The organism is Billgrantia zhangzhouensis (assembly GCF_021404465.1).
GTDB lineage: Bacteria > Pseudomonadota > Gammaproteobacteria > Pseudomonadales > Halomonadaceae > Halomonas > Halomonas zhangzhouensis.
Genome location: NZ_JABFTT010000023.1, coordinates 1 through 22,677 on the forward strand (window position 1 = coordinate 1; position 22,677 = coordinate 22,677).

The window sequence follows — 22,677 nt, forward strand, 5'->3', positions numbered from 1 at the left end:
TAACCTCGGATGTGGCGATGATGGAAGTGCTCTAAAGCGTCTCGTTGGCCACTGAGAACGGCGTCATCGCCAGATACAGGTATAGGCGGCGGGTATTCGTGTTTTCACACAGCCTCGGTCGTTAGCTGCCATGAGCTTTTATTCAGCCCAGAGCAACCGCCACCATTTCAGCTTACAAACGAACACATACAATCAGCCTAGACGGTTGCTCAGCCCCACACCAGCCACCTACGTCAACGCAATGCCAAAAAGCCGAAAGCCAGCGCAATGGCTGGTTCTCGGTGCTGACAACCGCTCTATGGCCTCGCTGGGACAGGCCTAACTCTCCATTGCCGCGAACGCTGCGGCGATGGTGGGCGGTGCCGTGGGGCGGGCGTACATTGTTGCTAGGTACTCTCTCAGCCGCGGGGCGGCGTCGAGCAAGTTCTCTTCGTTGGCCCAGTCCAGGGTATAGGCGGCATTGAAGTCGGCGACGCTGAGCCGGTCGCCGACGAGGTACTCGCGCTCCTGCATGTGCCGCTCCAGCACCGCCAGCATCTCCCTGCACTCCTGCCTGGCCAGGTCGACGTCCTGGGGTATGCGCATCTCGTCCGGGTAGAGGAAGGTGTGGCGGGCGATGCGCCACAGCGGTGGCTCAATTTCGGTCATCAGGAAGAAGATCCAGCGGTACATCTGGGCGCGTTCTTCCACAGCGCTGGGGATGAAACCCGCCTGTGGATATTTCTCGGCCAGGTAGAGCTGTATCGCGGCCGATTCGGTGATTATCTGGTCGCCATCGACCAGCACCGGGACCTTGGCGGCGGGGTTGAGCCCGAGAAAGTCTGGCTGGTGGTGCTCTCCTTGCATGAGATCCACCGGGACCTGTTCATACTCCAGGCCGAGCTCGTTGAGCATCCAGATCACGCGCAGGGTACGGGTCGGGGGCGTTCCGTAGAGTTTCATCATGTTCCGGCTCCATCGATTGGCAGGCATCTGCCGTTTCGCCTGTTTCCGGAACTCATCGAACGGGGTCGCGCGCTATCGACACTCCATAACGAGAAGAGCCAGCGCAAGGCGCTGGCTCTTCTCGTCGTATCTGATTACCGGGCCTACTGGGCCAGGCACTACTCGTTAGAGGTAGTAGTTGTTGCGCAGACGGGGCGCATGCTGACGGTAGGCAGCTTCGCTCATCCGCTCGAGCAGACGGTAGGCAGCTTCGCTCATCCGCTCGAGCAGACGGTACGCGGCAGAGCCGATGCGCTTGATCAGGGAAGCGCTGGTTTGGGTGGCGACTGCGGTATGGGAAAGCGTCTGGGTGGTCATGGCTGAGTATCTCGGTTACTTCATGAGGATGCTAACAGAATACTCGAAATTTAGACTTTGGTCTAACTCATTAACCTTTAGTCGCAATGACCTGCGTCATGCCAATAGCCAAAAAAACCGAGAGCCTGCGCATGCGCCGGCTCTCGGTGTCTTGCGGCCCTTATCGGGTTGGTTCTCTACAGCGGGCTAGGATGCTAGTCGGCCGCCTGGGAGCCGCTACACGGCCATGACATAGGCGGCGTTGAAGTCGGCGACGCTGAGCCGGTCGCCGACGAGGTACTCGCGCTCCTGCAGGTGGCGCCCAAGCACCGTCAGCATTTCACTGCACTCCTGCCTGGCCAGGTCGGATTTGAGCGGCCATCAGACTTGTGCGGCCCCGCCGTCAGCGAAGACCTCGCTACCGGTCATGAAGCTGCTTTCGTCCGAGGCAAGAAAGAGCGCCACCGCTGCCGTCTCCTTGGGATGCCCGATACGACCGAGAGGTATCTGGGAGGCAAAGCCCTCCAGCAACGCATCTTCCTCGCCGGCATTTGCCAAGCCCTTGAGGCCGGGTGTCTCGGTGGCGCCGGGAGAGAGCACGTTTACGCGGATGCCTGTCCCTTTCAGGTCCAGCGCCCAACTTCGGGCAAAATTGCGAATTGCAGCCTTGGTCGCGCTGTAGACGCTGAACGCAGGCGTTCCCGTCGAGCCGGTGGTCGAACCGGTGAGGATGATGGATCCACCGGCCTGCATAAGCGGCAAAGCCTTTTGCACCGTGAATAGCGTTCCTTTGACATTGACGTCGAAGGTCAAATCGAACGACGCCTCATCGATGGTGCCAAGCGGAGCTAGCTTTCCAAGCCCGGCATTGGCGAAAAGAATGTCTATTCGTCCGCTCTTCGCACGCACCGTCGCGAACAGCCGATCAAGGTCGTCCAGACGCGAAACGTCGCCCTGCACCGCGGTCGCTCCGGAGCCGATCGTCTCCACCGCCCTGTCCAGCTCCTCCTGACGACGGCCGGTAATGAAAACCTCGGCACCTTCTGCCACAAACCGTTTGGCCGTCGCCAGACCGATGCCGCTGTTGCCGCCGGTGATGACGGCGATTTTACCTTCAAGCCTGCCCATCTCGATCTCCTGGAAAATGATAACCGCTTCGAGATAGAGAGTAGAGGCTTGCTTTCCTTTCTTAAAGTATGCACCTTTTGGTAAGTACCAACTGGAGCATGCGAAATGACAACATCTGGTTTTATCTGCGGGCTGGACGCTGCGTTGGCTGTCATCGGTGGCAAGTGGAAACCTTTGATTCTGTTCCACCTCGCCCACCAAGCGCGGCGTTATGGCGACCTGAGGCGCGCCATCGGCAATGTCAGTGACAAGATGCTCATTCAGCAACTCAAGGAATTGGAGGCTGATGGAATCGTCGACCGGCTCGACTTCAAGGAAATACCGCCGAAAGTCGAATATTCTCTCACTGCGTTCGGCCAGACCCTCGCCGAAGCCTTGAAGCCGCTCTGCGCCTGGGGAACGGAACATATGACTGAGGTTGAGCACCTGATGTCACGGCGCTCGGTACCGCGATAGCCCGCCTGCGCGAAGACCCCGACCGAGGTGATGCTCAATCGACGGCCGGCTCTGCAGGATCTCGGACGGTGGACGCATCATCTTCATCGGCCCGGGTATCGCCAGCCGTGTAGGTTTACCCGGGGTAGCGGAATACCTCAGCGGCGCTGTGCTGAACGTGTCCGATGGGTACCAGATCTGAGGCGCTCGGATGGGCCAAGAAGACTCACCCAAGCCACTCACGAAAAGCCGAGAACCGGCACGTGCGCCGGCTCTCGGTGTTTACGGCCCAAGGGGGCGATTCGCAGCGGTAGTGGCGAATCAGAAATCGAAGAACACCGTCTCGCCTTCACCCTGCAGCCTGATGTCGAGGCGGTAGCGCACCTTGCCGTCTGCCTCTTCGCGCTTGGCGATGAGGGTCTGGCGGCGGGTCGGCGATTCGATGCGGGAGAGTACCGAGTAGGCTTTACCTTATCGAGATGGCAATGCGCGGCATAGGAAGCCCTTAGCAAGCAACCGTAGATTCGCAGACTCCATTATGGGCTGGTTACGACTTTGATATCCGAGCCAGATACATTCTTTATGTACGAGTAGCTGGTTCCAAGCACAGCAAGTTGTTCGGCGGAAATTTTTTCTGCAGATATTGCGGGCTGGACGATCACAAACCTGAAGACCATTTCGTGATCGTGGCATTTGTTGCGAAGCAGCTCAAGCTGCTTGGGGTCACCCTTGAGAATTCTTATAAAACCTTTCGGCAAAGACTTCTGATACCGATCCATCAGTCGATCAAAGAATTTTTCTTGCGTGTGAAGCCATTTAACAGATCTTGATGCTTGACCGCAGACCTCATAGACATCATCTACGCGCGCACCAGGCCGGACCACTCCCTCCTTCATCGGACAAAACTTACAGTGATAAAGGTCAACGTAAATGACGTCCTTAGACTCTCTTATAGCCACGAGATCCGCAATTTCTCCGCTTCCATCGTCATTAAAAATAAATGCGTAGTCACTCTCAATTCTGCTAAAAGTAAAACCTTGCACGGTGTCTAGATCGCGTTCCGCTCGCATGGATTCTTTGTGAATCTTGGTCGCTCCCCACTCCCAAGCCTCTATCAGTGCAATCGGAAGCTTGATGCCCAGGCCATTTGGTGTAAAGAACCTATAATTTCCCTCTATGATCGCACCATCTACGCCTAGTAAAACCAAGGGATTTGCATCAAGATACAGCTCAAGCGGGCTTTCTTCAGAAAATATAATTTTTACTTCAGGGCATGAGAATTTGTAACTATCCTCATACAACCGTATAGAAATTACGGGGAGCTGATGCTCAGTTCCATCTTCCGCCATACCAAGGACGGGAATGCTCAACGTCAAATCATCAACCCGCTGGATTTTCCCAAGCTGAATGTCGAGAAGATTAAAGATTTTTCCATTAAAATACAACGAGATCCTCTGCTCATTCTCAATTGCGATTGTCTCTGGCCAATCTGCATAGAATAGTCCCCTCGGCCAACTGTCTGTAATTTTCTCCGCGCGCATCACGTCTTTAAGGATATCGGAAGGATGGATTGTGGCGTCGTTAATTTTTCTGGAGACGCGCCTACACCACTCTATCCAATACATAATGCTGGATGAATTCATCTCCCATATCTTTCCCTTATGGGAGCAACCGACGGTGGTTCGCTCGCCTAGCTCAAAACCGGTCGCAAAGATATTGGATTTTTTCGCTGTTCCATTTTCGATTTCGCTGATAACGGTATTGATATCCCGCCCAACGTGCATTGTAAATCTAAGATCTTTGCGCGCTCTGGAGAGCCCAACATTCTGCAATCTCATAAGTTTTATGTTATGCAAGGTTCGGAAGGTAGGTTCGCCATTGATTCTCCTGGATTTCTTCGCAATCAGGTTCAAAAAATACGTTGCTTGAGACTCATCCCCTGAAGTATGGATAAATAGAGTGCTATCAGCAGCGTGATAGTACGCCAAGTACAGGATCCAATTAGTGTCAACAATTTCTGATGTTTGAGCCCATCCTACGGGACTCTCGCGTCTCGTCACCATGATGATGGTGTCTGCCTCATCATTGATAGAGAAGAACTGCAGCATCTCCTTTCTTCTTGAGAAACGCTTCGCTTGCTCTGGCCTCCAATGGTCGCGCGCCACGTGAAACGCGACGGCACTAACCTTCGGATTAGGATTTAATCCAAAGATATTTTCTGCGTTAGTGTTATCGGAAAATTGCTCGGTGAAGGCTTCCTTCTCAATCTCTCGGTTAATTTTTTCGTGGCTCACATCTCTGATCACTGAACTCCAGTCGGCACTCTCTTTGTAAAGAGCTGCCATCTGGTGATCGATTTTTTGATTCGCGATATTTGAGACGAATTTTGCATCACCAAGCTTATCATCAACCCGGGTCAGACGACCGATAAACTGAAGCGTGACTGCAGGGCTTTTGTGCTGATCATGGATAGCAGCAATCTTCAGCTCAGGCAGGTCAAAACCTTCGCCAAGCATGTCCACACAAACGATAATCTTGTGTTTCTTTTGAACTATTTCGTCAAGAATATTAAGTCGATTTTTCACCTTGCTATGGATGAGAACGGGCGAGAGATCTTCATGCCGCTTATATATTAAAAAAAGTTCTTCGGCACGCTTCTGAGATTTCGCACGCACCATCAGCAAGTGGTTTAAACCAAGAGCCAGGTCGCTGCGCAGCAATTCCACAGCCTTTTCTGAAATAACTTGATCAGCCAGATCTAAGTTGTATTCGCGAACCGGATGGAACTCTATCGGCTTGAAGTAGCCATCATTCTGAGCATCTTTAAGTGGATAATTGTATATGATTTTTCCTTCTATGGGCTGACTGTCTTCTCTGAAAGGTGTGGCTGTAAATTGTAGACAAGGCTTTGCTTTGAAGGCGTTTTTCACCCTCCACCAAGTCTTCGCCGCGACATGGTGTGCCTCATCAATAATCAAATGACTGCAAAGACTTGACAATGCCTGAAGAGCATCTTCTTCGAAACGCTGTAACGTCTGCGGAGTCGCAACAATAACATTCGCCTCGGCAAGCTGCGCTACGTCTTCGACAGACATTTTTGAGCTAAGTGCATTCACGATTGGATTAAGTGCAATGTCGGACACTGCTCCGATCTCGCGCAACTTCTTCAGCCCTCGGCATTTCTCTACAAGTTGGGTGCGTAATGCATCAGATGGGACGAGAAAAAGAGTTCTTGAAAGCCGGCCTGCGATTAACAACCCCAGCATGGTATCCGTCTTCCCTGTACCAGTGGGCATTACGACTGTTCCAGTCGTTGTAGGAGACATCACCAGGTGTCCAAGAGCCGCGTATAGTGCTGCTAGCTGAGGCTTACGCAAGCCTGGTGTTGCAGTTCCACGATCTGCCAGCTTGAAATTGAAAAGGTGATGCTTCCAGCTTTTATAGACGTCGGAGTAATTCCCTGCATCGTTGGCCATTTTATTTACCAAATCGAGGTATGAAAATTAGTACCGCTAGACTAATAACTATATGGCATCAGCCTATACGTCATGGCAGTCCTACACCAGCGACCTAAGTCAACGTAAGCCCAAAAAACCGAGAGCCGGCACGTTTGCCGGCTCTCGGTTTCTCGCAGCCCCCTTCGGCCAGATTCTCTGCGGTAGTGGCGGATCAAAAATCGAAGAATACGGTCTCGCCTTCGCCCTGCAGCCTGATGTCGAGGCGGTAGCGCACCTTGCCGTCGGCCTCTTCGCGCTTGGCGATGAGGGTCTGGCGGCGGGTCGGCGATTCGATGCGCGAGAGCACCGGGCAGGCGGCGTTGGCCTCGGCTTCGTCCTCGAAGTAGAGGCGGGTCTGCAACTGGATGTTGATGCCGCGGGCGAAGATCGCCAGGTTGATGTGCGGCGCCATGAGCTGGCCATTGGGGTGGGCCACCGGGCCGGGCTTGATGGTCTTGAGCGACCATTCGCTGCCGTAGTCGAAGGTGGTGGCGGTGCGCCCGAAGCTGTTGAACGGCTTCTTGAGATCGAACTCGGGCTGGTAGACGCCATTGGCGTCGGCCTGCCAGGCCTCGAGGAAGGCGTCGCGCACCAGGTCGCCGTTGCCATCGATCACGGTGCCGACGACTTCGATCAGCTCGCCCTCGGCGCCGGGCTTGGCCATCTCGTTCCAGATCTCTTCGTCGCGGGTCGGGTTGCCCGCGGCGGCCAGGGCCAGGCCGATGTGTACATAGGGCCCGGCGGTCTGGGAGGCGGTCTCGCGCAGCATCAGTTCGCTGGTGGGAACGCTGTTTGGCTGTTTCATGTGATTTCCCCTCACTGATTCTCGAACCCGCTTACTGATTTTCGAAATAGGTCTGCAGCTCGCCGCGTACCACCAGGTCGAAGCGGTAGGCCAGGCAGTCCATGGGCTTGCTGCGTGCCATGTCGAGGCGTCCGATCATGGTCTCGACCGCGGCCGGGTCCTTGATGGTGTGGACGATGGGGCACAGCGGAATCAGCGGATCGCCCTCGAAGTACATCTGGGTGATCAGGCGGGTAGAGATCGAGGGGCCCATCACCGAGACGTGGATGTGCGAGGGGCGCCAGCTGTTAGGGTCGTTGGGCCAGGGGTACGGGCCGGGCTTGATGGTGCGGAAGCGGTACCAGCCCTGCTCGTCGGTGAGGGTACGGCCCACGCCGCCGAAGCCGGGATCGAGCGGAGCGAGGTAGCGGTCGTTCTTGTGGCGGTAGCGCCCGCCGGCGTTAGCCTGCCACATCTCGACCAGGGTGTGCGGCACCGGCTTGCCGAACTGGTCGATCACGCGGCCGAACATGATGATGCGCTCGCCCACCGGCAGGCCGGCCGCACCCGAAAGCGACGGGTCTTCGCGGAAGTTGAGCAGCAGGTCGTTGTCGTGGGGGCCCATGCGCAGGTGGCGGAAGTCGGGGCCGGTGAGTTCGGAAGCGGTGGCTTGCTGCATGCTGGCCAGGGCCTGCTGCGGCGAGCGGGGCACGCTGGTCTTGTAGCCGGGGGCGTAGGCCGGGGGGTGCCAGTTACGGTCGCGCTCCACGAAGCGCTTGTTGTGATCTTGCATGGCGTGTCGTCTCTTGGGGAGAGTGGTCTTGTCTCGCCCAGTGTGGCCTCTCGCCAAAGGCCCGCCAATTGACGACTCGGGCACCCCTCATAACCGCTGGGTTATGCTGCACTGCCGCTATGGCGCTATTTTCAATTGCTCCCGGCGCCGCGCTCGGCGCTCACTTCGCGCAGTACTTCGCAGAAGGCCTCCAGCGCCAGCGAGGGCTGCATGCTGGCGTTGTAGCACAGCCCGACGGAGCCGCCGCGGGGTTCCAGCTCGATGCCGAGGCGACACAGCCGCCCCGCCGCCAGGTCTTCGGCCACGGCCTCTTCGGGCACGACCCAGATGGCGTCGCTCTCCAGGGTGTAGTGACGGCTGATGGGCAGCGAGAGCGTCTCCAGCCGCTGGCTCATCAGCGTCAGCGAGTGGCGCACGCAGAAGCTGTCGACCTGCTGGCGCAGGGTGGTCTGCAGGGGCGGTAGCACCCAGGGGAATTCGCCCAGCCGGGCGGCTGCGAGCGGCGCGATGCCAGCCAGCGGGTGGCCGCGGCGCACGCACAGCAGCAGCGGCTCGTAGTAGAGGTGCTCGAAGGCCAGGTCGCGGATCTCGCGGGCCTCGGTCATGCGCCCTACCACCAGATCCAGCTCGCCACGGCGCAGCCGCGAGAGCAGGAAGGCACTGGCGCCGACCACCACGTTGACGCCCACCGCGTTCTGCCCGCCGGGCGCGGCGTGCCAGCGGCGGATGGCCTCGGGCAGCAGCCGGCTCTCCACCGTGGAGAGCGCCCCCACGCGCAGGTCGTGGGCGCCCAGGTGCACGTCGCCGACCGCGGCCACGCCCTCTTCCAGCGCGCGCATGGCCGGCCCGGCATGGCGCAGCAGGGTCAGGCCCGCCTGGGTCAGCGCCACGCCCTGGGGCGTGCGTTCGAACAGCGAAGCACCGAGGCTCTCTTCCAGCTCGCGAATGGTCTTGGAGATGCCCGGCTGGGTGATCGCCAGCCGCTCGGCAGCCCGGGCGAAGCTGCGCTGGCGGGCCACCTCGAGGAAGGCCTGCAGATGGCGCAGCTTGATACGGGCATTGAGCATGGGATTTTCCTACTGGCGTGAGGCGAGCCGACTATCAGCGAATATCAGAAGGTACCCGAAGAACGAAATGACGACCATGGAAAGCCGAAACCGGCCAGGCGGCCGGTTCGGATGGTGCGACTTGTGCACACTCTTTGCTGATGAATCAGGCTATGCGCAATCTGACTATCAGGCATGGTGAGGGGGCTTGATCAGGCTCTCGGCAGGGATACCGAACATGTCGTGTAGTTTCCAGACCATGGCGAGGGTCAGGTTCCGCTTGCCATTCAGGATCTCATAGACGCGATTGCGACGACCAAGAGCGGGCTCGAGGTCCTTGGGCGTGAGCCCCTGCTGTTCCATGCGAAACTTGATGGCCTCAATGGGATCCGGCAGGTCCACGGGGAAGTGCTTGGCTTCAAAGGCCTCGATCAGCGTCAGGAGGATCTCGAAGCGGTCGCCCTCCTCGGTGCCGGGCTCCGGCTCATTATCGAAATAGCCAGAAGCTTCCCGCAGGGCGGCCTGATAATCGTCCTCGGTACGAATGGGGCGAATATCCATGGGTTACTCCATCTCTACGGTTTCGGCATCGACTTTGTCATATTCCGCGTGCGTGCCGATGAACTTGATGTAGACCGCGCCAAATCGGTAGGCAACAGCGACGATCAGTCGATAGTCGTTACCCTTGATGTTGAACACCACACGCTTGTTGCCCACAGGACTGGCGCTGCGGTACTTGGCTTTGATGTCATGCGCATCTTTCCATTCAGCATGCTTCACCTCATCGACCCAGGCTTCCAGTGACGCCTTGGCATCGGGGTGTTGCCGCCAAAAGTCACGCAGATACTTGATGGCGATGATTCTCATAGCGCCAATAATATCCCAATATGGGACCATGCGCAAGTCGAGAGGTTCCCAGGCTTCTCCGCCGTATCACCAGACCACAGAGATGCAGCGAATCAGCCCAGCTCCTCGCCCCAGCCCAGCTCCTTGGCCAACGCAAACGCATGGTTCGCCGCCGGTACGCCGGCGTAGATCGCCACGTGCATCAGTACCTGGCGCAGCTCCGCTTCGGAGAGGCCGATGCGCTTGGCGGTCTTGAGGTGCAGCGTGAGCTCTTCGCGGCCCAGGGCGGCGAGGATGCCGGTGGTGATCAGGCTGCGCTCGCGGCGGGTGAGGTCGTCGTTGCTCCACAGCTCGCCCCAGGCCAGCCGGGTGATCATCTGCTGGAAGGGGGCGTCGAGGCTGTTGGCGTTCCGGCTGGCGCGGGCCACGTGTTCCTCGCCGAGCACCTGCTTGCGGGTCTCGAGCCCTTCGGCATAGCTCACGCCGCGTTCGCCGACGTCCTCACGCTCACTGGCCATCCACAGTAGCAGACGCTTGGCCATGGCGGTGGGCGCTTCCACCGAGGGCACATGGGCAATGCCTTCGAGGATCTCCAGCGGCGCCCCGCCACACTCGGCAGCCAGGGTTTGCAGGGTCTCCGGCGGGGTGGCCACGTCGGTGCTGCCGCCGAGCAGGTGCACGCCGACACCCGGATGCTCGGCGAGCGGCCCCTTCAGCTTGCCGCGGAAGTCGGTGCGACCGAGCATCTCGCACAAGCGGGCGTAGGATTCATCGTCGCCACGGCCCATCTGGGTGCACCAGCCGGCCTTGAGCGCCGGTTCGGCCTCGAAGCAGGCCGGCGCGAACCAGCGCGGCACGATCTCCTCGGCCATGGCCACCAGGCCTTCCTGACGAATGCGCCCGGCGCGGGTACTCCACAGCTCCTGGTTGCCGATCACCGCCCCGGTGTTGGTCAGAGTGACGGAGTAGAGCCGCTCGGCGTGTTCAGCGATCAGTTGCTGACCGATCACACCGCCGATGGAAGTACCGACGAAGTGGAAGCGCGAGGCACCGGCATGCTCGACCAGCGCCAGCGCTTCCCGGGCCAGCGCCGCCGGGGTGATCTCACCGCCCTCGACCGGCCAGGCCTGGCTGGCACCGTGGCCGGGCAGGTCCCAGGTCAGCACGCGGTAGCGTGGCAGCAGCGTCGGTAGCAGTTCGTCCCACACCGCCTGGCTCATGCCCAGCGGATGCGCCAGCACCACCAGCGGCAGCGCCTCGGGGCCAAGCAGGCGATAAGCGACGCTGCGGCCGTCGATTTCGAGAAATGCCATAAACACTCTCCCATCCTCAGGCGTCGAATCATGGCTCGGCGCTTGATTGGCAAATAGCGGTAAGACGAAAGATCGGTGCGTCTTTATACCCGCTCGATCAGAGTCGCGATGCCCTGCCCCACACCGACACACATGGTGCACAGCGCGTAGCGCTTGCCGGTGCGCTGCAGCTCGTGGGCGGCGGTGAGCAGTAGGCGGGCGCCGGACATGCCCAGCGGGTGGCCCAGCGCGATGGCGCCGCCGTTAGGGTTGACCCGCGGGTCGTCGTCGGCGAGCCCCAGGTCCCGCGTGCAGGCGAGTGCCTGGGCGGCGAAGGCCTCGTTGAACTCGAAGATGTCGATCTCGTCCATGGTCACGCCGGTGCGCTCGAGCAGCTTGCGTGCCGCCGGCACCGGACCGTAGCCCATGATGCGCGGCTCAACGCCGGCCGTGGCCATGCCGATGATCCGGGCCATGGGCTCGAGGCCATGTTGCTCCACCGCGGCCCGGCTTGCCACCAGCATGGCGGCGGCGCCGTCGTTGACGCCGGAGGCGTTGCCGGCGGTGACGCTGCCGCCCTCGCGGAACGGCGTCGGCAGCCCGGCAAGCTTCTCCAGGGTGGTCTCGCGCGGGTGCTCGTCGGTGTCGAACACCAGCGGCTCCTGCTTGCGCCGGGGGATCTCGATGGGCGTGATCTCGATGGCGAAGCGGCCCGCCTTCTGGGCGGCGGCAGCCTTCTGCTGGGAGCGCAGGGCGAAGGCGTCCTGGTCCTCGCGGGAAATGTTGAACTGCTCGGCCACGTTCTCGGCGGTCTCCGGCATGGAGTCGATGCCGTAGGCCTTCTTCATCAGCGGATTGACGAAGCGCCAGCCGATGGTGGTGTCCTCGATCTTCTGACCGCGGGAGAAGGCGCTGTCGGCCTTGCCCAGCACGTAGGGCGCGCGGGACATCGACTCCACGCCACCGGCCAGGGCCAGTTCCATCTCGCCGGCCTTGATGGCGCGGAAGGCGGTGCCCACCGCGTCCATGCCGGAGCCGCACAAGCGGTTCATGGTGGTGCCGGGCACCGAGGTGGGCAGGCCTGCCAGCAGGGCGGACATACGCGCCACGTTGCGGTTGTCCTCGCCGGCCTGGTTGGCGCAGCCCATGAAGACCTCTTCGATGGCGGCCGGGTCGAGATCCGGTGCCTCGGCCAGCACCGCCTTGAAGACGGTGGCGGCGAAGTCGTCGGGACGCACGCTGGCCAGGGTGCCGCCGAAGCGGCCGATGGCGGTGCGCCGCGGATGGCAAAGGTAAACATCGGTCATCGTTCTCTCCTGTCGCCTACTGGCCGCTATGAGCACGGGCGGTCCTGGCCTTGAGTTCGCGCAGGATCTCGAGTTCGTTGGCCGAGGGCTCCGGGGTGCTCTCCAGCGTATCGGCGAAGCGGATCTCCCAGCCGGTGGCCTCGATCACATCCTCGCGGCTCACGCCCGGGTGCAGCGAGACCACCACCAGTTCCTTGGTCTCGGGATCGGGCTTCATCACGCACAGGTCGGTGATGACCCGGGTCGGCCCCTTGCCGATGTTGGGTACGCCGTCGCGACCCTTGCCGTCGCGGCCAAAGCCCAGGGTGGTGACGAAGTCGACCCGGTCGACGAAGGCACGCTTGGAGTGCTTCAGTGTGATGAACACCTCGCCGGCATTCGTCGCGATTTCAGGCGCACCGCCGCCGCCCGGCAGACGCACCTTGGGCTCACGGTAGTCGCCGATAAGGGTGGTGTTGAGGTTGCAGTAGCGGTCGATCTGGGCAGTGCCGAGAAAGCCCACGTCGATCTTGCCGCCCTGCAGCCAGTAGCGAAACATCTCCGGCACCGAAACGGTGGTGAGCGCCGTCTCGGCCAGCTCGCCGTCGCCGATGGAGAGCGGCAGCACGTTGGGCTTGGTCTGCAGGGTGCCGGATTCGTAGATCAGCACCACATCGGGGGCGTGGGTCAGGCGCGCCAGGTTGGCCGCCTCACTGGGCAGGCCGATGCCGACGAAGCAGGTCATGCCGTTCTCCAGGGCGCGGGCCGCGGTGACGGTCATCATCTCCGACGAGGTGTAGTCCAGGCCCTTATCGACGGTACTCATCAGGCGTTCCCCCCTGCATTCATGACGTTCTCTTCGATCCACCGGGTAAAGGTGTCACGATCGCGGGCGATGGCGTCCCACTCCTTGTAGAAGGCGTTGTTACGCGGGTAGTAGCCGTGGGCATAGGAAGGCAACGAGCCCTTCTCGGCCACAGCGATGGCGCTGATGGCCCAGCCCGGGATGATGCAGGCGTTGGGGTGATAGTCGCCCTGGGTGGTCAGGTCGTCGACGATCTCCTCGACGGTGACGATGCTCTGCTTGGCCGCCAGCACTGCTTCCTTCTGCACACCAACGATGCCTTCGACCAGCACGTTGCCGGCGCGGTCGGCCTTCTGCGCATGGACGATGGAAACGTCGGGGCGCACCGCGGGCACTGCGGCCAGACGTTCGCCAGTGAAGGGGCACTCGATGAACTTGATCTGGTCGTTGACGCTGGGCAGCTCGCTGCCCACGTAGCCACGCAACACGGCCAGCGGCAGGCCGGCGGCACCGGCCTCGAAGGCGCAGGCCATGGCGGCATGGCTATGTTCGAGGATTTCCACTTTACGCGGCCAGCCCTTCTCCACGGCGTCGCGCAGGCGGTGCAACGAGCCCACGCCGGGATTGCCGCCCCAGGAGAAAATGACCTTCCGCGCGCAGCCGGCGCCAATCATCTGGTCGTAGACCAGGTCCGGCGTCATACGAATCAGGGTCAGGTCGCGCTTCTTCTGGCGGATCACTTCGTGACCGGCGGCGAAGGGAATGAGGTGGGTGAAGCCCTCCATGGCCACGGTGGCACCGTCTTCGACGTAGCGGGCCACCGCGTCACGGAGGCTCAGGAATTCGGCCATGGTGTTCTCCTGGGCGCTCTCTTTAAAGTTCGAATAGCGAACTTTGTTTTGTGATGCGAACAAGTTAACGCCAAGCTCATGCCATCGTCAAATGCGCTGCCCATGAAAAAAGCGAGGGGAGGCCAGGCCTCCCCTCGTTGGGCTCAATGAAACCGATGGCTTTTCAGGATATTATTCGCGTTGCAACCAGGCAATCGCGCGGCGTACCTGCGCCTGGCTGCTACCAAGGTATAAGGCTGGGTCCGTTGCCTGGCGCAGGGCTTCCGCTTCAATCCGCCCCCTCACTTCGGCATGCGCCTCGAGCGACTCGGCATAGGGAATACCCTGGAGTCGTGCCGTTTCGGCAGCCTCGGCGCTGATCCGCTTGGCAGCATCCTGGCCCAGCACCGGTGCCAGCAGGCGCGACACCGGCTCGGCCATGATGCCGCCGCCGGTAGCCGCCAGGTTGCGGCGCATCGCCTCGGGGTGCACTTCGAGACCTTCGAGCAGCACGGCGGCCTGTTCCAACGCACCCTCCAACAGCAAGGTACTGTCGACCAGCGGCGACCACTCGGCGTGCCACTCGCCCAGGCCGCGCTCCAGCGGCTGGGCAACGGCATTGAGCAGCACCGTGGTATAGCCGTGCACCTGCCGGGCGGCACCGCGGATCATGGCGCAGCGCACCGGGTTGCGCTTGTGCGGCATGGAGGAGGACTCGCCCATGCCCTCGCCGCCGGGCTCGCTCACCTCGCCCACCTCGGTCTGCGTCAGCAGCGCGACATCGAGCGCCAGCTTCTCGGCTGCCCCCGCCGTGGCGTCCAAGGCCGTGCCCAGGGCATGGATTGGCAGGCGATCGGTATGCCAGGGCAACACCGGCGTCGCCAGGCCGAGCTCCTGAGCGATAGCGTCCATAAAGTCGAGGCCCAGACCGTCCTGGCCCGGCCCGTCTAAACCAGAGTGCACCCCCACGGCGCCGCCGAACTGCACCGGCAGCTCAAGCTGCGCCAGGCGGCGACGCGCCTGCTCCAGCCCAATGGCCCAGTGCGCCACCTTGACCCCGAAGGTGATCGGCAGGGCCTGCTGCATCAACGTGCGCCCCACCATCACCGTCTGCTCATGGGCCTGCATGAGCGTAATCGCCGCCGTGCGACAGCGCAGCAGCAGCGCATCCAGCGCGGCCAGCCGTGGCTTGAGCAGCAGCATCAGCGCCGAGTCGATCACGTCCTGGCTGGTGGCGCCCATGTGGAAGTAGCGTTTGAGTTCGTTCGGCAGCGCGGCGCGCGACTGCTTGACGAAGGGGATGGCTGCGTTGCCGCCGCTGGCCACTCCCGCCGCCAGTGCCTCGAGATCGAAGACATGCGCCTCGAGCGCGCGGCGCATGGCCTCGCTCGTTCCCTCGGGTATGGCGCCTCGCGCCTCCTGTGCCTCGGCCAGGGCCAGCTCGAAGGCCAGCATGGCCTCGACCAGTGTCGGAGTGCTGCTTTGCGTTAGTGCCGATTGGCTCATGAAGGGGTGTCGCAGGAGGGTGTCAGGCATATCATGCTCTCCCAAGGACGGGCCATGGCTTAGTCCATAGTCGTACATATGTTCGCAATTCGAACATTATGCTAGATTGAAGGGCTCCCAAAGAGCAAACCATCCAAGACGACGGCACAACGACGGAACAAAAATGGCACCAGAGGAAGAGGTTCTCAGCCCCGACGACCGGGACTTCGTCACCGCCCTGGCCAGTGGCCTGGAGGTCATCCTGGCATTCGACGAGACCCATCCCCGCATGACCCTCAGCGAGGTCGCCAGCCGCACCGACATGAACCGCGCCCGCGCCCGTCGCTTCCTGCTCACGCTGCACGCCCTGGGCTACGTGAGGAAGCAAGGCCGCAACTTCGAGCTGGCCCCACGGGTGCTGCAGCTCGGCTACGCGTTTCTCTCCGCCAACAACTATCGTAGCGTGATCCAGCAGGTACTGGAGGACATTACCGCCGAGAGCGGCGAATCCTCTTCCCTGGGTGTGCTCGACGGCGACGAGGTCATCTACGTGGCGCGCTCCGCCGCTCGCCATCGTCTGATGGCCATCACCCTCTCGGTGGGCACCCGGCTGCCTGCCGCTCACACCTCGATGGGGCGGGTGTTGCTGGCGCAGTTGCCCGATGCCGAGCTGAACGCCTTCCTGGAACGGGTAACGCTCGAGTGCCACACCGACAAGACCGTAACCGACAAGGCGGCTCTGAAGAAGTGTATCCTGAAGGTGCGCCAGCAGGGCTACGCCATCGCCGACCAGGAACTCGACTCGGGCCTGCGCTCGCTGGCGGTGCCGGCCTTCGATGCCAACGGCAAGCTGCTCGGCGCCATCAATATCAGCACCAACGCCGCCCGGGTCGATCTCGACACCCTGATGAAAGAGTACTTGCCGCTGTTGCAGCAGAAGGCCCGGGAGATCCGCTCGACCGTCAGTTGAGCCAGACAGAGCGTCGTCGAACCAACCTCGTGCCGGGAAGGGTGCATGCTGGAGATACTCGCCATTACCACGCCGATCTTCCTGCTGATCGGCGCTGGCTACCTAGCCATGGGCATACGATTGATCAGTCGGGAGCAGGTGCAGGGTGTGGCGACCTTCGTGCTTTACTTCGCCCTGCCGGCGCTGGTGGTACATGCCCTGACCCAAAGTCCGCTCGATGAGGTTCTGCAGAAGCAGTACCTGCTGGCCTACGGTTTCGGCTCAGCCTTGGTCTTCGCTCTGGCCCTGCTGCTGACGCTGGCGTTACAGCGCAAGCCGCTCAGCGAAAGCGCCCTGCATGCCCTGGGCATGTCCGCCTCCAATAGTGGCTTCATCGGCTATCCTGTCGCGGCCATGGTTCTCGGCAGCTCGCCGGCAGCCGTCTTCCTGGCGCTGAACATGATGATCGAGAACCTGCTGATCATTCCGCTGGCCCTGATCCTGGCCGAGGCCGGGCGCCAGAGCGGGACCGGTATCGGCGCCATCGCGGGAAAGACCTTCTTGCGCCTGATACGCAACCCCATCCTGATCGGCCTGGCCCTGGGCCTGCTGTTGGCGGTAACGGAAACCTCGCTGCCGCGCCCGCTGGCTCAGGTCGTCGAGATGCTGGCCAATGCCGCCGGACCGGCGGCGTTGTTCGTGATAGGCGGTACCCTGTTCGGACTTCAGGTGCGCGGCATGCTGCGCGACGTAGGACAGATCGTCGTCGGCAAGCTGATACTTCATCCCCTGGTCGTGCTCGGCCTGTTCCTGCTGATGCCGGAGGCGGACCCAACTCTACTGGCCGGCGCCCTGCTGTTTGCCTGCGCACCGATGGTCAGCGTCTATCCCTTGCTCGGACACCGCTACGGCATGGCCAACGTCAGCGCCGCTGCGCTGATGGTTGCCACGCTGGCCGCCTTCGTGACCTTGAGCTTCGGCATCTGGGCGATCCAGGTCCTCGAGCTGTTACCCGCCGGCTAAGCCTTCCTCACTCTACCCGCTCACGCTCCTGCTCCATCTGCCCCGGCCGGATCGGCTGACGCGGCTCGTCCAAACCAGGATCGTCCGGCTCAAGGTCGGCGTAGGGGGAGCCCTCGTCACGCTCCTGCCCCGAGGTGGCGGCGCTCCCCGAAACCGCCTCATCGTCCGCACCGGTACCGTGCATGTCTTGCTCGGAGTCGTCGCGGGCAACGCCCAGATCGTCCTCACGCGCCTCGATGGTGCCGATTTGCGCCTCCTCGGCTATCGAGCCCGGCTGCGCCGAGGTACTGGGCTCGGGAAACGCATCCTGGCCGAATGCCGTGGTCGCCAAACCGAGGCTGAGCGCCGCCATTAGCATGCCCATACCCTTGTAGTTGCTCATCGTCCCTTCCCTCCCGCGGCCTCATGCCACTCATTCCCAGCCGTGTACACCTGCCATGTCCGGCAGCTCGTGGGCGATACCCTTGTGGCAGGTAATGCAGGTAGCGTCGCCCTCCACCAGCCCGCGCTGGTGCGCCGCTGCGGCGCGAGGGCTTTGTCGGGTGAAGTCCATGTACTGTTCGTCGTGGCAGTTACGGCACTCCAGCGAATCGTTGGCCTCGAAGCGCCGCCACTCGCGGGAGGCCATTTCGAGACGGTGGTCGAGAAATTTTTCACGGGTGTCGATGACGCCGAAGATATGCCCCCACACTTCCTTGGAGGCCTGCATCTTGCGTGCGATCTTGTCGGTCCAGTTATGCGGGACGTGGCAATCCGAGCAGACTGCCCTCACGCCAGAACGGTTGGTATAGTGAATGGTCGGCAGGATCTCCTGGTAGACGTTGGCTTCCATCTCGTGGCAGCTGATACAGAACTGCTCGGTGTTGGTGGCTTCCATCGCCGTGTTGAAACCGCCCCAGAACAGCACGCCACCGATAAACCCGCCCACGGTGAGGAAACCGAGGCTGAAGTAGCCGCTGGGCGAGCGAAACACGCGCCAGAATGTGCCAAGGACGTTGCCGATCCATCTGAACATTGCGCCCTCCTATTCGCTTCTCTGGCGTGAACCGCGGATGAGATCACTCATGTCCACGAAGGTGTTGCCAACCCGCGAGGGCGCGTCGGTCTGCGGGACATGGCACTGGGTACAGAAGTAGCGCCGCGGCGACAAATCTCCAAGGTAGTTGCCCTCGCGATCCTGGTAATGGGTGACACTGACCATGATCGCCTGAGTCTCGCCGACGCGGGTTCGCGCATGGCACGCCATGCAGCGGTTGGCGTTGAGATCCACCTGGTAGTTGTCGATGCGGTGGGGAATGGTCGGTGGCTGCATCGGGTATTCGCGTACCGGACGCAGGCTGCGGTCCTCCACCCGGTATAGCGGCTCCGGCGTCGGCTCTTCCAGCAGCGGTACGTTGGCACGCAGCGCATCGAGCTCCCCTTCGGCGGCGAAGCTGTGCAAGGCCAGCAGGCTGAAGGCGGCAAGCAGGCTGAAGGCGGCAATGCAGGACAGGACGGTAACGCTGAACAGTCGCATGATCGCCTCCTAGACGGCCTCAATTCGGCAGGCGCATTTCTTGAAATCCGTCTGCTTGGAGATGGGGTCGGTGGCATCCAGCGTAACCTTGTTGATCAGTTGGCTGGCGTCGAACCAAGGCACGTACACCACGCCGCGCGGCATGCGATTGCGCCCACGCGTTTCCACGCGGGAGTGCATGACGCCGCGCGGGCTGGTGATGCGCACCTCGCTGCCCCGCCTGACGCCTAGCTGCTGTGCATCCTGCGGGTGCATGTAGACCACCGCCTGGGGAAAGGCCCGGTGTAGCTCGGGCACCCGCCGCGTCATCGAGCCGGAGTGCCAGTGCTCGAGCACACGCCCGGTCACCAGCCACAGCGGGTACTCCTCATTGGGCGCCTCGGCGGGCGGTTCGTAGGGCACAGCATAGACGATGGCCCGACCGTCGACCTGACCGTAGAAGTGGATGTCGCGCCCCTCCTCCACGTAAGGGTCGTACTGGGCGTTGTAGCGCCACGGCGTCTCCTGGCCATCCACTACCGGCCAGCGCAGGCCGCGCTCGCGGTGATAGACCTCGAAGGGCGCCAGGTCATGTGCCTTGCCGCGGGTGAAGCGGGCATACTCCTCGAACAGCCCCTTCTGTACGTAGAAACCGAAGTAACGGGACTCGTCGTTGTCGAACTCGGGATTGAGCTCGTCGAGGCCGAAGGCATCCACCTGGCCATTGCGAAACAGCACCTCATAGAGGGTCTTGCCACGGTACTCCGGGTTGGCGTCAAGCAGCTCCTCCGGCCACACCTCCTCGATGTCGAAGCGCTTGGAGAACTCCATCATCTGCCATAGGTCGGAGTGCGCCTCGCCGGGAGCGGTAACCATCTGCTGCCAGAACTGAGTGCGCCGCTCGGCATTGCCGTAGGCGCCCTCCTTCTCGACCCACATCGCTGCCGGCAGGATCAGGTCGGCCAGCTCGGCCGTCACCGTGGGATAGGCGTCGGAGACGACGATGAAATTATCGGGATTGCGGTAACCGGGGTAGGTCTCCTCCACCAGGTTGGCCGCCGCCTGGACGTTGTTATTGCATTGAACCCAGTAGACGTTGATCTCGCCATCCTTGAGCATGCGGTTCTGCAACACCGCATGGGCGCCTGGCTGCGCCTGGATGGTGCCCTCCGGCACTTTCCATATTTCCTCGGCGAAGCGCCGGTGGTAGTCGTTGGTCACCACCATGTCGGCTGGCAGGCGATGGGAGAAGGTGCCTACCTCGCGCGCGGTACCGCAGGCCGAAGGCTGGCCGGTGAGCGAGAAGGGGCTGTTGCCCGGGGTGGCGATCTTCCCGGTCAGCAGGTGAATGTTGTAGATCATATTGTTCGCCCACACACCACGGGTGTGCTGGTTGAAGCCCATGGTCCAGAACGACATCACCTTAATGTCGGGGTCGGCGTAGAGTTCGGCCAGTCGGTCGAGCTGTTGCTTGGGTACGCCGGAGAGCCGCGTGACGGTCTCAGCGTCGTACTGCTGCAGGAATTCCCGGTAGCGCTCGAAGTCGATATCACGGGCGCCAGCGCTGTCGCGGGCATTGGCTGCCGCCAGTTCCAGACGATGCTCGGGGCGCAGGCCATAGCCGATATCGACATTGCCCTCCATGAAGCGCACGTGATCGTTGACGAAATCCCAGTTCACCCGGTCATTCTCGATGATGTAGCGCGCCACATAGTTGAGGATGGCGAGGTCGGCCTGGGGGGTGAAGATGATGGGCTGATCGGCCAGCTCGAAGGAGCGATGCTCAAAGGTGGAGAGCACGGAGACCCGCACATGGGGGTTGGACAGCCTGCGGTCGGTGATACGCGTCCACAGGATGGGGTGCATCTCGGCCATGTTGGCCCCCCACAGCACGAAGGCATCCGCCGCCTCGATGTCCTCGTAGCAGCCCATTGGTTCGTCGATTCCGAAGGTGCGCATGAAGCCGAACACCGCCGAGGCCATGCAGTGGCGGGCATTAGGGTCGAGGTTGTTGGAGCGAAAGCCGGCCTTCATCAGCTTGTTGGCCGTGTAGCCTTCCCAGATCGTCCACTGGCCCGAACCGAACATGCCTATGGCGCTGGGCCCCTTGTCGCGCAGCGCGGCCTTGTACTTTTCGGCCATCACGTCGAAGGCCTCGTCCCAGCTCACCGGGGTGAACTCGCCCTCCTTGTGGTACTCACCGTTACGCTTGCGCAGCAACGGCTGGGTGAGGCGATCCTCGCCGTACATGATCTTGGAAAGGAAGTAACCCTTGATGCAGTTGATGCCGCGATTGACCGGCGACTGCATGTCGCCGTGAGTGGCCACCACTCGGTTGTCGCGTACCGCCACGTTAACGCCGCAGCCCACGCCGCAGAAGCGGCACGGCGCCTTGGCCCACTTCAACTGCGTGTGCTGGGCATCGGTGACGATGTTCTGCGCCTGGGCGGTGGTCGTCATGCCCGCCGCGGTGGTCGCCGTCGCTACCGCCGAACTCTTGATGAAATCACGCCGTGTCAGCGTCATGTGCCTCGACCTCCCGATCCAGCTCCTGCGTTGATTCCATGTGGTGGTAGACCATGCTGACCGACAGCACGCCTTCCCGCTCCTGCAGCCAGTCGATGAACTCGACAATGTGGCGCTGGGAAGGCATTTCGAGTAGCACCACTAGCTTGCCCAGCAGGTCTACGGCGGGCACCTCGACGCCCTCTAGAGCCGTACACTCTGCCTTGAGTGAGTCGACATGCTGGGGTTTTGCCTGGACCACCAGGCTGGAAATATGCACCTTGTCATCCATGCTCCTGTTCCTTGTCGGTCAACTCGTCGTCGCGCCGGCGGGCCTTACCTCGACCGCTTGAACCGGACACAGCGCAACACAGGCACCGCAGCCGTTGCAGGCTTCACTGTCGACGCTGGGCTCGGGAACGCGATAGGTATTGAAAGAAAAGCGAATGGCACCGGCTTCACATACTTCACCGCAACTCTTGCAGTAGACGCCCTGCTCGCCCAGGCATCCATCCCCAATCCGGGCCGAAAGGTCCCAGGGTGGAGAGCGCTCATTTCTCGAAAAAGCCGGCTCGGGGCAGGCCTCGACACAGGCCCGGCATAAGGTGCATTCCCCGCGAGAGAAATCGACCTCGGGATAGCCGCCATCGCCACGGAAAAGGATCTGTGTCTCACACACGTCCAGACATTCACCGCAGCGTGTGCAGTGATGAATGAATGATGGCTCCGGCACGGCCCAGGGCGGGCGTATCACCGGCTCATGCCGCACGCGCCCCTTCAACAGCGCACGACGCGAAGCATCTACAGCCGACATGTTTTTCCCCAGATTGCCTGTTCTTCGTATTGGGCTTCGAATTCGTCACGGTCAATTCGTTATTTTCTGACGCATCAGAGCTAGTTAGGCCCTTCTTTTCGCTACTCCGGCGGTCCGGGAGGGCCCGTGAGCAGCTGTAACATCCACACCAGGAACCCGTAGCCTGACACTACTATCACGGCCAGAATGGGAAACAATACGCCCGCCAAGAATATAAATACGGCCAGCTCGCGCCGTTTCTCCCGGGTCTCCTCCGGTGTATTCGGTTTTTGAGGTCGACGAGTTTTTTCGATTGAATGATCCATAGGCAGCACCGCAGCGTGGCGTCTTGTACTACCGTAGGAAGCAATGGTCATTCATGCAAATTACCGACATGTTTCACT

At 61.3% G+C, this 22,677-nt stretch carries 25 protein-coding genes and 1 pseudogene; 3 read left to right on the top strand and 23 right to left on the bottom strand.

The features are described 5' to 3' along the window. Positions 1 to 318: 318 nt before the first annotated feature. From HOP51_RS20640 to HOP51_RS20655, 4 genes are all read right to left on the bottom strand, one after another. Positions 319 to 945: a glutathione S-transferase family protein gene (locus HOP51_RS20640; RefSeq protein WP_234275748.1), complete on the bottom strand. Its 627-nt coding sequence runs from the start codon at positions 943 to 945 to the stop codon at positions 319 to 321. Between the two features lie 165 nt (positions 946 to 1,110). Beyond that, the gene (locus HOP51_RS20645; RefSeq protein ID WP_234275749.1) at positions 1,111 to 1,302 is read right to left on the bottom strand and encodes a hypothetical protein; all 192 of its coding nucleotides are present in this window, start codon (positions 1,300 to 1,302) and stop codon (positions 1,111 to 1,113) included. Between the two features lie 216 nt (positions 1,303 to 1,518). Beyond that, positions 1,519 to 1,644: a glutathione binding-like protein gene (locus tag HOP51_RS20650; protein WP_267957836.1), complete on the bottom strand. Its 126-nt coding sequence runs from the start codon at positions 1,642 to 1,644 to the stop codon at positions 1,519 to 1,521. An 18-nt stretch (positions 1,645 to 1,662) separates the two neighbouring features. Further along, on the bottom strand, positions 1,663 to 2,409 hold the full coding sequence (locus tag HOP51_RS20655) for an SDR family NAD(P)-dependent oxidoreductase (RefSeq protein ID WP_234275751.1): 747 nt from the start codon (positions 2,407 to 2,409) through the stop codon (positions 1,663 to 1,665). A gap of 105 nt (positions 2,410 to 2,514) precedes the next feature. Here HOP51_RS20655 and HOP51_RS20660 point away from each other — a divergent pair, with 105 nt between their 5' ends. Next, positions 2,515 to 2,865, top strand: coding sequence for a winged helix-turn-helix transcriptional regulator (locus HOP51_RS20660; RefSeq protein WP_234275752.1), 351 nt, complete (start codon positions 2,515 to 2,517; stop codon positions 2,863 to 2,865). Positions 2,866 to 3,165: 300 nt separating this feature from the next. Here HOP51_RS20660 and HOP51_RS20665 read toward each other — a convergent pair. The 12 genes and pseudogenes from HOP51_RS20665 to HOP51_RS20720 all read right to left on the bottom strand — a co-directional run. Further along, positions 3,166 to 3,300, bottom strand: a pseudogene (locus HOP51_RS20665) (protocatechuate 3,4-dioxygenase subunit alpha); the annotation flags it as partial. Positions 3,301 to 3,380: 80 nt separating this feature from the next. After that, positions 3,381 to 6,320 (bottom strand): DEAD/DEAH box helicase, encoded by a 2,940-nt coding sequence (locus HOP51_RS20670; RefSeq protein WP_234275753.1) that lies wholly within the window; start codon positions 6,318 to 6,320, stop codon positions 3,381 to 3,383. Positions 6,321 to 6,513: 193 nt separating this feature from the next. Continuing rightward, positions 6,514 to 7,146: a protocatechuate 3,4-dioxygenase subunit alpha gene (gene pcaG, locus HOP51_RS20675; protein WP_234261162.1), complete on the bottom strand. Its 633-nt coding sequence runs from the start codon at positions 7,144 to 7,146 to the stop codon at positions 6,514 to 6,516. Between the two features lie 31 nt (positions 7,147 to 7,177). Then, positions 7,178 to 7,918, bottom strand: a complete 741-nt coding sequence (gene pcaH, locus HOP51_RS20680; RefSeq protein ID WP_103969786.1) for a protocatechuate 3,4-dioxygenase subunit beta — start codon at positions 7,916 to 7,918, stop codon at positions 7,178 to 7,180. Positions 7,919 to 8,049: 131 nt separating this feature from the next. Next, positions 8,050 to 8,985 (bottom strand): pca operon transcription factor PcaQ, encoded by a 936-nt coding sequence (gene pcaQ, locus HOP51_RS20685; protein ID WP_234275754.1) that lies wholly within the window; start codon positions 8,983 to 8,985, stop codon positions 8,050 to 8,052. A gap of 168 nt (positions 8,986 to 9,153) precedes the next feature. Beyond that, on the bottom strand, positions 9,154 to 9,525 hold the full coding sequence (locus HOP51_RS20690) for a helix-turn-helix domain-containing protein (RefSeq protein WP_234275755.1): 372 nt from the start codon (positions 9,523 to 9,525) through the stop codon (positions 9,154 to 9,156). 3 nt (positions 9,526 to 9,528) lie between these two features. Beyond that, positions 9,529 to 9,831 carry a type II toxin-antitoxin system HigB family toxin gene (locus HOP51_RS20695; RefSeq protein WP_010627501.1) on the bottom strand — a complete coding sequence of 101 codons (303 nt, stop codon included), beginning with the start codon at positions 9,829 to 9,831 and terminating at the stop codon, positions 9,529 to 9,531. A 92-nt stretch (positions 9,832 to 9,923) separates the two neighbouring features. Further along, positions 9,924 to 11,123 carry an alpha/beta fold hydrolase gene (locus tag HOP51_RS20700; RefSeq protein WP_234275756.1) on the bottom strand — a complete coding sequence of 400 codons (1,200 nt, stop codon included), beginning with the start codon at positions 11,121 to 11,123 and terminating at the stop codon, positions 9,924 to 9,926. An 83-nt stretch (positions 11,124 to 11,206) separates the two neighbouring features. Further along, on the bottom strand, positions 11,207 to 12,409 hold the full coding sequence (pcaF, locus tag HOP51_RS20705; RefSeq protein WP_234275757.1) for a 3-oxoadipyl-CoA thiolase: 1,203 nt from the start codon (positions 12,407 to 12,409) through the stop codon (positions 11,207 to 11,209). A gap of 16 nt (positions 12,410 to 12,425) precedes the next feature. Continuing rightward, a complete protein-coding gene (locus HOP51_RS20710; protein WP_234275758.1) occupies positions 12,426 to 13,214 on the bottom strand; it encodes a CoA-transferase subunit beta in 789 nt (262 codons plus the stop codon). Beyond that, complete coding sequence (locus HOP51_RS20715) at positions 13,214 to 14,044, bottom strand: CoA transferase subunit A (protein ID WP_234275759.1); 831 nt, start codon at positions 14,042 to 14,044, stop codon at positions 13,214 to 13,216. Before HOP51_RS20715 ends, HOP51_RS20710 begins: the two co-directional genes overlap by 1 nt. Positions 14,045 to 14,215: 171 nt before the next feature. Continuing rightward, positions 14,216 to 15,559 carry a class-II fumarase/aspartase family protein gene (locus HOP51_RS20720; protein WP_234275760.1) on the bottom strand — a complete coding sequence of 448 codons (1,344 nt, stop codon included), beginning with the start codon at positions 15,557 to 15,559 and terminating at the stop codon, positions 14,216 to 14,218. Positions 15,560 to 15,692: 133 nt separating this feature from the next. Here HOP51_RS20720 and HOP51_RS20725 point away from each other — a divergent pair, with 133 nt between their 5' ends. Both HOP51_RS20725 and HOP51_RS20730 read left to right on the top strand, forming a co-directional pair. Next, a complete protein-coding gene (locus HOP51_RS20725) occupies positions 15,693 to 16,478 on the top strand; it encodes an IclR family transcriptional regulator domain-containing protein (protein ID WP_234275761.1) in 786 nt (261 codons plus the stop codon). Positions 16,479 to 16,523: 45 nt separating this feature from the next. Next, a complete protein-coding gene (locus HOP51_RS20730; RefSeq protein WP_234275762.1) occupies positions 16,524 to 17,480 on the top strand; it encodes an AEC family transporter in 957 nt (318 codons plus the stop codon). Positions 17,481 to 17,487: 7 nt separating this feature from the next. Here HOP51_RS20730 and HOP51_RS20735 read toward each other — a convergent pair whose 3' ends face one another. The 7 genes from HOP51_RS20735 to napE all read right to left on the bottom strand — a co-directional run bounded on the left by HOP51_RS20735 (position 17,488) and on the right by napE (position 22,650). Beyond that, complete coding sequence (locus HOP51_RS20735; protein ID WP_234275763.1) at positions 17,488 to 17,862, bottom strand: hypothetical protein; 375 nt, start codon at positions 17,860 to 17,862, stop codon at positions 17,488 to 17,490. Positions 17,863 to 17,892: 30 nt separating this feature from the next. Beyond that, a complete protein-coding gene (locus tag HOP51_RS20740) occupies positions 17,893 to 18,495 on the bottom strand; it encodes a NapC/NirT family cytochrome c (protein WP_234275764.1) in 603 nt (200 codons plus the stop codon). Between the two features lie 9 nt (positions 18,496 to 18,504). Next, on the bottom strand, positions 18,505 to 18,996 hold the full coding sequence (locus HOP51_RS20745; RefSeq protein WP_234275765.1) for a nitrate reductase cytochrome c-type subunit: 492 nt from the start codon (positions 18,994 to 18,996) through the stop codon (positions 18,505 to 18,507). Positions 18,997 to 19,005: 9 nt separating this feature from the next. Beyond that, positions 19,006 to 21,501: a nitrate reductase catalytic subunit NapA gene (gene napA / locus HOP51_RS20750; RefSeq protein WP_234275766.1), complete on the bottom strand. Its 2,496-nt coding sequence runs from the start codon at positions 21,499 to 21,501 to the stop codon at positions 19,006 to 19,008. Beyond that, positions 21,482 to 21,772: a chaperone NapD gene (locus HOP51_RS20755; protein WP_234275767.1), complete on the bottom strand. Its 291-nt coding sequence runs from the start codon at positions 21,770 to 21,772 to the stop codon at positions 21,482 to 21,484. The genes napA and HOP51_RS20755 overlap by 20 nt, the downstream gene beginning before the upstream one ends. A gap of 18 nt (positions 21,773 to 21,790) precedes the next feature. Then, positions 21,791 to 22,294 carry a ferredoxin-type protein NapF gene (napF, locus tag HOP51_RS20760; RefSeq protein ID WP_234275768.1) on the bottom strand — a complete coding sequence of 168 codons (504 nt, stop codon included), beginning with the start codon at positions 22,292 to 22,294 and terminating at the stop codon, positions 21,791 to 21,793. A 101-nt stretch (positions 22,295 to 22,395) separates the two neighbouring features. Then, positions 22,396 to 22,650 carry a periplasmic nitrate reductase, NapE protein gene (napE, locus tag HOP51_RS20765; RefSeq protein ID WP_407061826.1) on the bottom strand — a complete coding sequence of 85 codons (255 nt, stop codon included), beginning with the start codon at positions 22,648 to 22,650 and terminating at the stop codon, positions 22,396 to 22,398. Positions 22,651 to 22,677 lie beyond the last annotated feature (27 nt).